This window comes from Bosea sp. AS-1, from assembly GCF_002220095.1.
Classification (GTDB): domain Bacteria; phylum Pseudomonadota; class Alphaproteobacteria; order Rhizobiales; family Beijerinckiaceae; genus Allobosea.
On record NZ_CP022372.1, the window covers coordinates 4,912,132 to 4,925,146 of the forward strand.

The following is a 13,015-nucleotide window of genomic DNA, read 5'->3' on the forward strand; positions in this document are numbered from 1 at the left end:
CATCAGATCGACTTGGTCACGCCGCCATCGACACGGATGTTCTGGCCGGTGATGTAGCCGGCATCGGCCGAGAGCAGGAAGGCGACCGTGCCCGCGATCTCGTCGGCGCTGCCATAGCGCTGCATCGGCACGCTCCCACGGCGCGCATCGGTCGCCGGCAGGCTGTCGATCCAGCCCGGCTGGACATTGTTGATGCGGATGTTGTCGGCCGCATATTTGTCCGCATAGATCTTGGTGAAGGTGGCGAGCCCGGCGCGCGCCATCGCCGAGGTCGGGAACATGTCGCTCGGCTCGAAGGCCCAGGCGGTCGAGATGTTCACGATCGCTCCGGACTTCTGCTGCTGCATCACCGGCGTGACCAGCCGGATCGGCCGGACCGCGCTGAGGAAATAGACGTCGAGGCCCTTGTGCCAATCCTCGTCGGTCAGTTCGACGATCGGCGCGCGAGGCCCGTGGCCGGCGCTGTTGACCAGCGCATCGATCCGGCCCCAGCGATCAAGTGTCGCGTCGACGAGCCGCTTCACGTCGTCATTGGACTGGTTGGAGCCGGTGACGCCTAGACCACCCAGTTCGGCCGCCAGCGCCTCGCCCTTCCCCGAGGAGGACAGGATCGCGACGCGATAGCCGTCCCTCGCCAGCCGCCGCGCCGTGCTCGCTCCCATGCCGCTGCCGCCGGCGGTGACGATCGCTACCTTTTCCATGCCCTGCTCCCAAGCCTGATCACTGTGAGGCGACTATATTTGAGCGGTGCCGGAGCGCGGCGCCACTGCAAAGCTGCATGGACGGCTTGCAAAGTCGCGCGGCGGGTTCCGGATCGCTCAGACGCCTTCGCCGATCTGCCGAATGGCGATCCGGTCGATGAAGGGCGCATCCGCCCCCTCCTGATGGATCTCGATCTCGCCGTCGCGGACCTGGAAGCGGATAAGCGTCCCGCCGGCGCCGCGCCAGTCGACCGTCTCGCCATCGTCCTCGTAGAGCTCACCGGTCGCGCCTTCGACCAGCCCGCAGACCAGAACCTCGCGCAGATCGCCAATGCCGGCGGGATCGCCGAGCGGGATCAAGGCGCCAGCTCGCACGAAGACCGGCAGGCGACCAAGCGGCGCCGACACAGTCACGACAGCGCTACCTGCGAAATGCTGACCCGTATGCCAGTCATACCAGCCACCTGCATGCTCCGGCAGGTAGACGCTGCGCTCGCGGGTCCCCTCCTCCAGCACCGGCGCCACCAACACGTCCGGCCCGAGCATGAAGGCATCGTCGATCTTCACGGCCGCCGCATCCTGCGGGAAATCCCAGAGCAGCGGGCGGATCGCCGGCGTGCCGTCGCGGCTGGCGCGCCACATCAGCGTGTAGAGATAGGGCATCAGTCGGTAGCGCAGCGCAATCGCCTCACGCACCTGCGGCACCATCTCCGGATACATCCAGGGCAGGTTGACGACGCCGTCGTCGTTCCAGGAGTTCATCACCATGCGCGGCCAGAGCGAGCAGAACTCGTTGAAGCGCACGAAGAGCTCGGGGCCGGGCGTCGGGCCGTGGAAGCCGCCGACATCGTGGCCGATCGAGAACATCCCCGACAGGCTCATGTTGAGGCCTTGCGTCAGGTTGTAGCGCAGCGTCTTCCAAGCGGTCTCGTTGTCGCCCGACCAGGTCTGGGCGTATCGCGAGATGCCGGCGCAGCCGCCGCGCGTGATCGCATATTGCCGCTTGCCAGGCTCGCGATCGGCCTGCGCCTGATAGGAAAGCTTGGTCATCAGCAGCGCCTGCGCAGGACGTGCCAGAGCCTGCCGGAACGGACGCCCATCGCCGTCGCAGACAGCGTCCTCGTCCCAGATCTCGTATTCGTTGTTGTCGTTCCAGACCGTGGTGAAACCGTAGTCGAGCAATGCGGTCTCGATGCCATTGCGCCACCAGGCGCGGCCCTTCGGATGGGTGAAGTCGAGATGGAAGCCGAGCCCGTCCCAGAACTGGGCGACGGCCGGTTCACCGGTCTGGCCATCCTTGACCAGGAAACCGCCGTCCAGCGTTTCCTTCAGCCGCGGATGATCGTCGAGCAGGCAGGGCTTGAGATTCGCGACCGTGAAGATGCCGACATCGTTCAGACGCTGCATCGTTGCCTTAGGGTCCGGAAACTTGTCGCGGTTCCAGTTGAAGGCATAGCGGCGATGGCCGATCTGGGTGTAGCCCGAGCCGAAATGGAACGAGTCGCAGGGAATGCGATGCGTCTCGAGCTTGCCGATGAAGTCGCTGATGCGGGCATCGGCGTCAGGCGCGTCGGCAATCGCCATCGAGGTTACGCCGAAGCCGAAGGACCAGAGTGGCGCGAAAGCCTGCCCGCCGGTCAACCAGGAGAAGCGCCTGACCACATCCGGAACGGTGGGGCCGGCAATGACATAGTAGTCGAGGTCGCCGTCATCGCCTTTCCAGGAGCGGAACAGGCCGTGATAGTTATCGAGCGTGCAGCCGAAATCGACGCTGCCGGTCGAGAGGTTGTCGTAATAGACGCCGTGGGCGCCGGCCGGCCCGTCGACGATGAAGAAGGGCAGCATCTTGTAGAGCGGGTCCGACAATTCGGCATCGAAGCCGCAGGGATCGACCGCATCGATGGCGAAGCGGCGGCCGGTGCGGTCGAGCGGACCGGCCTTGTCACCCAGGCCATAGTGGCGCTCGTGATAATCCCGCGCCATGAAATGGGCGAGCGCGCCGGTGCGCGGCGAAACCAGATAGGCCTGCGTCGCCCGGTCCTGCAGGAAGGGCTTGTCCTCGCCCTGGCGGCGCCAGGCGATGCCGAAGGGCGAGAGCGTGACCTCGGCCGTGAGCCCCGCTCCGGCAACCACGACCTTGTCCGCAGAGGCGCGAATATCGGTCTTGGGTCCGGTGAAACCGGAGAGATCGTCGCGCGGACGTCCCTCATAGGGCGGCTCCAGCCCGCCGGGCGCGATCGACCAGCCGCGGTCGAGCCGGTAGCCGTGCTGCGGCTTCAGCGTCACCCGGCCGATATCGCCTTCGAGGATGCGCACAGTGAGCGTGTAGCCGAGACCGATGTCGAACAGGGCTGCTTCACCGTCGCGGCCGAGATAGCGGCCTTGCGTGAGGGCTTTCATGGAATCTCTCTCGGCAGTCTCTAAGGCCGGATCGCCCGGCCGGCTTCATCGAACAGGTGCAGGCTCCGCTGCGGGAAGGCGAGTGCGACGTCGTGGCCGCGCTCATGCTCGCTCTGGCCATCGAGCCTGAGCGTCATCTGCGGCAGGCCGGCGCTTGTCCCATAGAGATAGCTCTCGCCGCCGAGCCGCTCGACGAGATCGATCGACAGCGGCAGCCCCTGGCCTTGCGGCGCCAGCGCCAGATGCTCGGGGCGGATGCCGAGCGTGACCTTGCTGCTGACAGCAAGATTGCCGGTGGCGCACGCGACTTCGTGGCGACTTTCGCCCAGCGAGACCTTGCCGACGGCGACGACGCTCCCGGGCAGCAGGTTCATGCGCGGCGAGCCGATGAAGCCGGCGACGAAGAGATTGTCTGGGCGGTTGTAGAGCTCGAGCGGCGTCCCGACCTGCTCGATGCGACCGCCTTGCAGCACGACGATGCGGTCGGCGAGCGTCATCGCCTCGACCTGATCGTGCGTGACGTAGATCATCGTGCCGCCGATCTCACCATGGAGCGCGGCAAGCTCCTTGCGGGTGGCGACGCGCAGCTCCGCGTCAAGGTTCGAAAGGGGCTCGTCGAACAAGAAGATTTTTGGATCGCGCACGATGGCGCGGCCGATGGCAACGCGCTGGCGCTGGCCGCCGGAGAGCGCCTTGGGCTTGCGGTCGAGATAATCGGTGAGGCGCAGCATTCCGGCCGCGCGCTTCACGCGCTTCTCGATCTCGTCGCGCTTGAAGCCCATGTTCTCCAGCGCGAAGGCCATGTTCGCGTAGACGCTCATATGCGGGTACAGCGCATAGGACTGAAACACCATGGCGAGCCCGCGTTCGGAGGCCGGCAAATGGGTGGCGTCAGTGCCATCGATCGCGATCGTGCCGCCGGTGATCTCCTCCAGACCCGCGATCGAGCGCAGCAGGGTCGACTTGCCACAGCCGGAAGGACCGACGAAGACGACGAACTCGCCATCGGCGACGTCGAGATCGATGCCGTGCAGCACCGTCGTCGCGCCATAGGCCTTGCGGACGCCGGAGAGCTTCAGTTCGGCCATGCGGAACTCACTTCCCTCATTTCATGCCCGTATTGGCGATGCCTGTCGTGATGAAGCGCTGCAGGAAGACGAAGACCAGCGCGACCGGCAGCAGCGTTACCACGGTCATCGCCAGCAGATAGTGCCACTGCGTCTGGAGCTCGCCCTGGAAGGCGTTGAGGCCGATCTGGAGCGTGTAGGATTCCGTCTTGGTCAGCACCGCCAGCGGCCAGAGGAACTCGTTCCAGCGCCACATGATCGAGAAGATCGCGAGCACGGCGAGAGCCGGCATGGCGAGCGGCATGACGATGCGCCAGTAGATCTGCCATTCCGAGGCCTTATCCATGCGGGCGGCCTCGATCAGGTCGCGCGGCAAGGTCAGCATGTACTGGCGCAGCAGGAAGACGCCGGTCGGCGTCGCGGCGCCCGGCAGGATCACCGCCCAGAGCGAATTGACGAGGCCGAGCTTGGTGATGACCAGATAGACCGGCACGAGGATGATCGTGATCGGGATCATCAGCGTGCCGATGACCATCAGCATCACCGCCGTCTTGCCGCGGAATTCGTAGATCGAGAGCGCATAGGCCGCCATCGAATTGATGATCAGCGTGATGATCGTGGCCACCAGCGTGACGAAGACCGAGTTCCACAGGAAGCGCATGAAGGCGAAGCGCTCCAGCGGCTCGGTATAGTTCTCGGTCGCGAGCTTGAACTCGCGCACGGGAGTGCGCTTGTCTATCGGCACGCGGATGATCTCGCCGGGCTTGGCAGGATCGATCATCTGCGCCTGGATGCCGACGCGCCGGACCTGTGCCAGCACGCGCTTGCTGCCGTCCGGCATCTCGACCTCGAAGAGCGGCAGGGGCTGCGACTGGCCGGGCACCGTCACCTCCTTCTGCGACATCGGCAGCAGCGAGGGCGGGAATTCGAGCAGACCGGCCTGGGTCTTAAACGAGGACAGGCCGAGCCAGAGCACCGGGCCGAACATCAGCACGACGCCGAGCAGGAGATAGGCATAGGCGGCGATATCGGTCCAATGCCAGCGGCCCGGCTTGCGCCTGGCGGCCATCATGCGGGTCAGCCTGTTGCCGTCGACCTGACTCATGCGGCCCCCTTGCGGCGGCTTGCCGCGAGCTGGGCCAGCGTCAGCGCGAAGAGCACCACGCCGAGCACGACGGAGGCTGCGGCCGCCAGGCCGAAATTCTGGACCTGATTGGCGAAGGCTGTCTCATAGATGTAGTGCACGATCATCAGCGTCGCGGTGCCAGGGCCGCCGCCGGTCAGGACGAAGACCTCGTCGAAGGTCTGCACGCCGCGGATCAGCGCGAGCACGATCACCACGATCATGTTCGGCCAGAGCAGCGGCAGAGTGATGCGCCAGAACACGCGCCAGCGCGGCGTCGCATCCATCTCGGCGGCTTCATAGAGATCGGCGGGAATGGCCTGCAATCCGGCGAGCAGGATCAGCGTGTAGAAGCCCATATGGGCCCAGATCGAGACGAAGACGATCCAGAACATCGCCCAGCTCGGATCGACCAGGAAGAGGATGCGCTCGCCGCCGAGCGAGGTGATCGCGGCGTTGAGCAGGCCGTCGCGCTGCAGGATCCATTTCCAGGTCAGCGCAACCACGACCGGCGAAAGCAGAACCGGGAAGAAATAAACCGCGCGGAAGAAGCCGCGCGCCCGGATTTTCATGTTCAGCACGACGGCGGTCAGCAGCGAGAACAGCACCATCGCCGTCACCTGGAAGACGGTGAAGCGAGCGGTGTTGGATACGCCGCGCCAAAAGTGGTCCTCGCGGCAGGACGAGGGATCGAGAAACGAGCCGCAATCGAAGAGATAGGCGTATTGCTGCGCCCCGACATAAGGGCGCTCGCTCGGGAACAGCCCCGCTCCGCCCGTCACCGAGAAGATGAAGTTGATGACGAGGGGCAGGAAGACGAAGAGCCAGAAGAAGGCGAGATTGGGCAGGATGAAGACATAGGCCATCCGCCGCTCACCGATCAGGCGCTGGAGCGCCTGCATCGGCCAATCGACGAGCCGCATGAGGAGCGCGAGCGGCGCGGCCAGAAGGCCGGCACCGCCCGCGCCATCCCGGCGCGGCTTTGTCTCCGCGGAGGCCATGGTCTTACTTCTTGCGCTCGGCGATCTGCTGGGCGACGTCGGACTCGATGCGCTTGTAGGCTTCGTCGAGCGTGCCCTCGCCCGAGATCGCCTGGCCGAGGCGGCTGATCACCGCGTTGAAGATAACACGGTTATTGACGTAGCCCTGCAGCTTGTAGGCAACCGGAGAGAGCTGCGCGACCTGATCGGAGAAGACCTTGAGCGCGGCCTTGGCCTGCGGGCTGGCGTCCTTGTAGTCGAGGCCCTTGGCGGCGATGCCGAGATGGCCCGGCACGAACAGCGAGCGGGCATAGAACTCGCTCAGCACCGGCTCGCTCGCCAGATAGTCCATCACCTTGGCGACGGCTTCCGGGCTCTTGGTCGTCTTGATCGCGACAAGGCCGGCGCCGCCCGGCATGCCCGAGCAATTGCCCGCGCCGCAGGGCGAAGGAACCGCGACCCAGTCGAAAGCATCCCCGACCGTCTTGTCGAACTGGGAAATCTGCCAGGAGCCGGAGTGGTACATCACCACCTGGGCGTTCTTGAACTCGTCATTGGCGCCGCGATAGGCGGTGCCGGAGACCGAGCCCCAGAGCTCCTTCTTCATCACGCCGCTGTTGTGCCAGTCATAGACCAGCTTGGCGGCGCGCTTGAAACCGTCATCGATCACGGCCGGCTCGCCCTTGTCATCAAAGACCTTGGCGCCTTCCGAGACCGCGACCGAGAAGAAGCGATGGCCGGAGCGGTCCATGGCGAGCGGGAACGGCGCCTGCACCTTGTCGGCCACGGCCTTGACCGCCTTGCCCCAATCCTCCCAGGTAGCCTTGGCGCCCGGCATGGCGATGCCGGCCTGCTCGAACAGCGTCTTGTTGACGAAGGGGCCAGTGACGGTGAGCTGCGTCATGAAGCCGGTGATTGCGCTGGAATCGCCCTCGGGACGCATCCAGGGCAGGAACGGCCCGAAATTCTTCTCCCAGTAGGAGGCGTCCTTCAGATAGGGACGCATGTCGAGCGCGTAGCGGGCGATGCCGCCGAGGTCGACGACGCGAGCGATGTCGGGGCCTTGCCCCGAGGCGAGCTGGACCGGAAGATTCTCGGTGATCGCCTTGTAGGGCACCTGATCGAGGACGACCTTGATATCCTTGTTCTGGGCCTCGAAGCGCTTCAGCAGGTCGGAAACGACCTCGCCCTCGTTGCCGTCCGAATACCAGGCGATGCGCACCGTGGTCTGAGCGAAGGCAGTGGTGGCCATGAGGCCGATGGCGAGACCCGCCGTCGCGGCGAAGGCGGAAATCCAGTGTTTCCTCTGCATGGGCTCCATCCCCTGAACAAACGCGACGCCTCGTCGAGCGTCTTGACATCTACTAAGGCAAACGTTTGCCTTGGTTGTCAACGGGCGCGCCGGACGGCATGGGTGCGTAGCCGGCTTCGCACCGGCATGCAGAGGACGAGGCGCAGGAAGGCTGGCGAGGCAATGACGCCCAGAACGGCGGCAAAGGCAGGCAAGACCCGGCACGAAGCGGTCTCGCTCGCGACCGTGGCGCGCGAGACCGGGGTCTCGGTCGCGACCGTCTCCCGCATCGTCAACGGCAAGAGCGGGCGCGCCTCGGCGGAAACCATCGCGCGGGTCGCCGAGGCGATCGAGCGGCTGGGCTACCGACCCAACCCCGTGGGGCGGGCGCTGCGCCGCCGGACCAGCCGGGTCGTGGCGATGCTGTCACCCAATCTCGACAATCCGGCCATGGCGGCCATCGCCGTCTCGACGGAAGCCGCCCTGCGTAAAGCCGGCTACGTCATGATTCTCTGCGATACGCATGACCGTCCAGAGCTGCAGGACGACTACCTGCAGGCGATGCGGGACCAGTTCGTCGCCGGCTATATCCTGGTCAGCGCCGTACGCAGCAGAGGGCTCGAGCAGACGCTCGGGCGCGGCGACCCGATCGTCTTCGTGGCAAGACGCAATCCATTGGGCGGCGGTGCCTATGTGGGGATCGACAATCGCGCGGCAGGCGCCGACGCCGCCGATTTCATGCTAGCCCATGGTGTCGACCGCCCCGCCGTACTGATGGCGACCGAAAACGCCTCGAGCACCGCCGAGCGCGCCGCGGGCTTCGTCGAACGGCTCGTCGCGCGGGGTGTTCCGGAGGATGGTATCCGCAAGGCGAGCGCGCCGGGGCTGTCGCATATCGAGATCGGCTACGCGGCAGCGCGCAACCTGGTCCAGGATGGAGGCTGGCCGCGCGGGGCTCTCTGCGTCAGCGACATGATCGCCTATGGCGCCTACCGACTCGCGGCCGAATCCGCGCTCTCGATCCCGCGCGACTGCAGGCTGGTCGGCGTCGACGGCAACGCGATCAACCACTGGATTGCCCCCTGGCTGACGTCGATCCGCATCCCGTACGAGACCTTCGGCCAGCACGTCCTGGAGCAACTGCGGCTGCAATGGAGCGGAGCCACGACCTCCGAGATCTACATTCCCCATCAACCACTGGCGTAGCAGCGCCACAGCCAGCGCCATCGTCACCGGCTAACCGGCCGGGACGAACTGCCATGCTGTCAACAACCACGCACCCGCCCGCATGCTCGCTGGGTCACACTGATGCGGGCACTTGTGAGATCTCAGAAAGCCATTGTCAGATTTCACAAACTGAGCCAGCATGACGCATGCTCGACTCGTCGCCCTTCTCCGGTCCTGCGTCATCGAACGGCGAAAGCCATGGCGCCTTCGCGAGCCGGCGCCTGCGACAAGCTTTCGTGAGCTGTGAGCTCGTCCCGAGCCATTATGTCCACGAAGCCGATCTCGAACAGCGTTTCGGACTCGGGCGCGCTGCCGTCCGCGTCGCGCTGACGGAGCTGGCCGTAGCCGGTTTCGTCATCCGGCACGCGCGGCAGGGCTGGCTCGTCGCACCGGTCGACGGGGCCCTGGCGAGTGCCATCGTCGAGGCCAGGCTGAGACTCGAACTCGCCCTGATCGAGCGCTCCCTGGACGACCAGCGTAAAAGCACCTTGCACGGCCTCCGTGGAGCGATCGAAGCCGTCTGGGGACGTGACGACCCAACAGCACGCGCCATGGCCCATCAGCTCTGCCGACAGGCTTACGATCTGCTGGCGCAGAATGCAGGACGCTTCGTCGAAAGCTGGCTTCGCGACCTCTGGGATCATGCCGAGCGCCTGACACGCAGCCTGGAGCTGGCCGGGCAGGTGGTCGCTCCGAGTGACCCGCGCCCATTGCTGGCTGCGCTCCTTGCCGGCGACCGCGAGGCTGCGCGGCAAGCCCTTCATGACGAGCAGACACGCTTCAGGGACGCGGTCGCCCTGGGTTTCCTGGCCGCCGGGCACCTGTTCCCCCAGGCCCGGCACGCCCCTGTCCGCAGCCGCCGGCCAGATCGCAAGACGAACGATCGAAAACCATCCCCCACCCTGTCCGAGGAGAAATCGCGATGAGCCGTGTTTCGAAAGCCGCAGCCGCCTTCCTCGTTGCCACCGCGCTCGGCCTCGCGGCCGGGCCGGCGCTGGCCGCCAAGGATCGTTTCGTCGTCGACCTCGTCAACGAGCCGTCCTCGCTCGATCCGCAGGTGCAATGGAACCCGGACAGCTACTATGTCTACCGCAACATCTTCGACAATCTCGTCACCCGCGACGACAAGGGCGCGATCATCCCGCAGGTCGCGACCGCCTGGAAGCAGATCTCGGATACCGAGATCGAGTTCGACCTGCGCAGCGACATCGCCTTCCATGACGGTTCGAAGCTGACTGCCGACGACGTCGTCTATAGCGTCAAGCGCATCACCGATCCGAAATTCGCCAGCCCCCAGCTCGGCCAGTTCGACAAGATCACCGACGCCGTCGCTCTCTCGCCGACCAAGGTGAAGCTCGTCACCGCCGGCCCCTACCCGGCGCTGCTGGCCCAGCTGGTCAAGCTCTCGATCGTGCCCAAGGCTGTGGTCGAGGCCGTCGGCAAGGACGCCTTCAACCTCAAGCCCGTCGGCAGCGGCCCCTACAAGTTCGAATCCTGGCAGCGCGGCGTGAATGTCCAGCTCACGCGCAACGACGCCTATTGGGGCACCAAGGCGCCGTTCCCGGCGGTGACCTTCCGCGCCGTCCCGGACGCGGCGACCCGCCTCGCCAACCTGCAGGCAGGTTCGAGCGACCTCGTCGTCACGCTCGATGCCGACCAGGCCGCCCAGCTCAAATCCGCGCCCAAGGCCCAGGCCCTGATCGGCCTGACCGAGCGCGTCGCCTATGTCCGGCTCAACACGACCAAGCCGCCCTTCGACAATCCCAAGCTCCGGCTGGCGGCGGCCTATGCGCTCGACAAGCAGGCGATGATCGACGGCCTGCTCGGCGGCCACGACAAGCCGGTGCCAGAGCTGCTGACACCGGCGATCTTCGGTTGGGTCGACGGCATCAAGGGCCCGGAATTCGACCTCGCCAAGGCCAAGGCACTCGTTGCCGAAGCAGGCCCAGCGGCGAAGGCGGAGATCGACCTCGCCACCGCGCCGGTCTTCGATCAGCGCATCGTTCAGGCAATCCAGCAGATGCTGGCAGAGGCCGGCTTCAACGTGAAGATCGCGATGTCCGACATGGCGACCTATCTCAAGCGGGCCCAGGCCGGGCCGGAGGCGACATCGCTGCTCAGCTTCGGCCGCTGGTCCTGCGCCTGCCAGGACGCGGACGGCGTGCTCTTCCCGCTTCTGCACAAGAGCAGCGGCTGGTCGGCTTATCGCAACCCCAAGATGGACGCCCTGCTGGAGGAGGCCCGCACGACGCTCGACAAGGACAAGCGCCTCGCCGCCTACAAGCAGGTGCATGAGATCGTCGCCACCGACGTGCCGGTCGTGCCGCTCTACCAGGCTGTGGTGATCTACGGCGCGGCGAAGAACTTGACCTTCCAGCCGACGCCCAACGAAAGCATGTTCATCAACCGGATGAGCTGGAAGGATTGAGCCGCGGTGTCGGGTTTCCTGCTCCGGCGGCTGGGCCAGGCGCTCGTCACCATCCTCGGGGTGGTGACGCTGATCTTCTTCGTCCAGCGCCTGACGGGAGACCCGACCTACCTGCTCGTGCCGGAGACGGCGACGCAGGCCGATATCGCGGCCTTGCGCCACCAGCTCGGCTTCGACCGGCCGCTCGTCGTGCAGTATCTCGACTTCCTCGGCGAACTCGTCCGCTTCGACCTCGGCCAGTCCGTCGTGCAGCGCGTGCCAGTGACCACGATCATCGCCTCGCGCCTGCCCTATACGCTGATGCTGGCGGCAGGCGCGCTCATCGTCGCCTGCGGCATCGGCGTGCCGATCGGCATCCTGCTCGCGATCTTCCGCAACTCGCCCGCGGCGAAGGCCGCCGCCGGCTTCGTCCTCGCCGCGCAGAGCATGCCGACCTTCTGGAGCGGCATCCTGATGATCCTGGTGTTCTCGGTGCTGCTCGGCTGGCTGCCGCCCTCCTCCACCGGCGATCTCTCGCATCTCGTCATGCCCTCCTTCGCGCTCGGCCTGTTGAGCATGGCGACCTTCGCGCGGATCACCCGCTCGGCGCTGCTCGACGAACTCTCGAAGGACTATGTCCGCACCGCTCGCTCGCGCGGCGTCCGCAGCGGACGCCTGCTGATCCGCCATCTCGCCCGCAATGCCTCGATCCCGGTGATCACCGTCGCCGCCCTCGAAATCTCGAACCTGCTGGCCGGCGCCGTCATCGTCGAGACGGTCTTCGCCTGGCCCGGCCTCGGACAAGTGACGGTGCAGGCGATCCTGGCGCGTGATTTCATGATCGTGCAGGGCGTGGTGCTGCTCGGCGCCTTCGTCACCGTGCTGCTCAACCTGCTTTCGGACCTGCTCTACAGCCTGGTCGATCCGCGCATCGTGCTGGAGGGCGCGCGGTGAGCGTCGCGTCCGCAAACCCGATCCCGCGCAGCAAGCGTCTCAGGGTTTGGCGCTGGTGGCCGGTCGTCATCATCGCGCTCGTGGTGCTGGTCGCGCTCCTCGCGCCCTGGCTCGCACCCTATGACCCCAACCAGCAGAACCTGCTCGGCCGACTGAAGCCGCCCGGCACGGTCTCGCGCAGCTTCCATTACTGGCTCGGCAGCGACGAGTTGGGCCGCGATCTGCTCAGCCGCGTCATCTACGGGGCGCGCATTTCGCTCATCGTCGCCTTCGCCTCGGTCATCCTCTCCGGTGCGGTCGGCACGACGCTCGGCATGATCGCCGGCTATCATCGCGGCTGGGTCGAGATCGCCGTGATGCGCGTCGTCGACGTCTTCCTCTCGATCCCGGCGATCCTGCTCGCGATCATCACGGTCGCGGTGCTCGGTCCCGGCATCGTCAACGTCATCATGGTGCTCGCGCTCACGCGCTGGCCGCGCTACGCGCGCATCGCCTATAGCCAGACGCTCTCCGTCGCGAACATGCCCTATGTCCGGCTCGCAGCCCTGATGGGCGCGGGCGCGCCGCGCATCCTCTTCCGCCACATCCTCCCCAACATCGTCGGCGCCGTCAGCGTCGTGGCGACGCTCGAATTCGGGCTGATGATCCTGTTCGAGGCGGGCCTGTCCTTCCTCGGGCTCGGCGTCCAGCCGCCAACCGCGAGCTGGGGCGCGATGCTCTCGACCGGGCGGAACTATGTCGCGACCGCCTGGTGGGTCGCGACGCTGCCGGGCGCCTGCCTGTTCGTGCTCGTGCTCGCCGTCAATCTCACCGGCGACGCCGTGCGCGACCGCCTCGATCCCCGCCATCGCTGAAGGAAACGCTC

The 13,015-nt window shown here is 66.1% G+C and carries 11 protein-coding genes; 5 read left to right on the forward strand and 6 right to left on the reverse strand.

What is annotated here, in order from left to right; genetic code table 11:
* Positions 1 to 2 precede the first annotated feature (2 nt).
* The 6 genes from CE453_RS25005 to CE453_RS25030 all read right to left on the reverse strand — a co-directional run bounded on the left by CE453_RS25005 (position 3) and on the right by CE453_RS25030 (position 7,583).
* On the reverse strand, positions 3 to 701 hold the full coding sequence (locus tag CE453_RS25005) for an SDR family oxidoreductase (RefSeq protein WP_089177051.1): 699 nt from the start codon (positions 699 to 701) through the stop codon (positions 3 to 5).
* 117 nt (positions 702 to 818) lie between these two features.
* Complete coding sequence (locus CE453_RS25010; protein ID WP_089177052.1) at positions 819 to 3,101, reverse strand: glycoside hydrolase family 31 protein; 2,283 nt, start codon at positions 3,099 to 3,101, stop codon at positions 819 to 821.
* A gap of 20 nt (positions 3,102 to 3,121) precedes the next feature.
* Complete coding sequence (locus CE453_RS25015; protein WP_089177053.1) at positions 3,122 to 4,189, reverse strand: ABC transporter ATP-binding protein; 1,068 nt, start codon at positions 4,187 to 4,189, stop codon at positions 3,122 to 3,124.
* Positions 4,190 to 4,205: 16 nt separating this feature from the next.
* On the reverse strand, positions 4,206 to 5,273 hold the full coding sequence (locus CE453_RS25020; RefSeq protein ID WP_198302203.1) for a carbohydrate ABC transporter permease: 1,068 nt from the start codon (positions 5,271 to 5,273) through the stop codon (positions 4,206 to 4,208).
* Entirely contained in the window at positions 5,270 to 6,292 is a 1,023-nt protein-coding gene (locus tag CE453_RS25025) for a carbohydrate ABC transporter permease (RefSeq protein WP_089177054.1), read from the reverse strand. Before CE453_RS25025 ends, CE453_RS25020 begins: the two co-directional genes overlap by 4 nt.
* Before the next feature lie 4 nt (positions 6,293 to 6,296).
* Positions 6,297 to 7,583, reverse strand: a complete 1,287-nt coding sequence (locus CE453_RS25030; protein WP_089178138.1) for an ABC transporter substrate-binding protein — start codon at positions 7,581 to 7,583, stop codon at positions 6,297 to 6,299.
* 162 nt (positions 7,584 to 7,745) lie between these two features.
* On the opposite strand from CE453_RS25030, the gene CE453_RS25035 reads away from it, so the two are divergent.
* From CE453_RS25035 to nikC, 5 genes are all read left to right on the forward strand, one after another.
* Positions 7,746 to 8,768 (forward strand): LacI family DNA-binding transcriptional regulator, encoded by a 1,023-nt coding sequence (locus CE453_RS25035; protein WP_089177055.1) that lies wholly within the window; start codon positions 7,746 to 7,748, stop codon positions 8,766 to 8,768.
* Between the two features lie 167 nt (positions 8,769 to 8,935).
* Positions 8,936 to 9,715, forward strand: coding sequence for a GntR family transcriptional regulator (locus CE453_RS25040; RefSeq protein ID WP_089177056.1), 780 nt, complete (start codon positions 8,936 to 8,938; stop codon positions 9,713 to 9,715).
* The gene (locus CE453_RS25045) at positions 9,712 to 11,217 is read left to right on the forward strand and encodes an ABC transporter substrate-binding protein (RefSeq protein ID WP_089177057.1); all 1,506 of its coding nucleotides are present in this window, start codon (positions 9,712 to 9,714) and stop codon (positions 11,215 to 11,217) included. The genes CE453_RS25040 and CE453_RS25045 overlap by 4 nt, the downstream gene beginning before the upstream one ends.
* 6 nt (positions 11,218 to 11,223) lie before the next feature.
* Positions 11,224 to 12,150, forward strand: a complete 927-nt coding sequence (locus tag CE453_RS25050) for an ABC transporter permease (protein WP_089177058.1) — start codon at positions 11,224 to 11,226, stop codon at positions 12,148 to 12,150.
* Positions 12,147 to 13,004, forward strand: coding sequence for a nickel transporter permease (nikC, locus tag CE453_RS25055; protein WP_089177059.1), 858 nt, complete (start codon positions 12,147 to 12,149; stop codon positions 13,002 to 13,004). The genes CE453_RS25050 and nikC overlap by 4 nt, the downstream gene beginning before the upstream one ends.
* Positions 13,005 to 13,015: the final 11 nt, after the last annotated feature.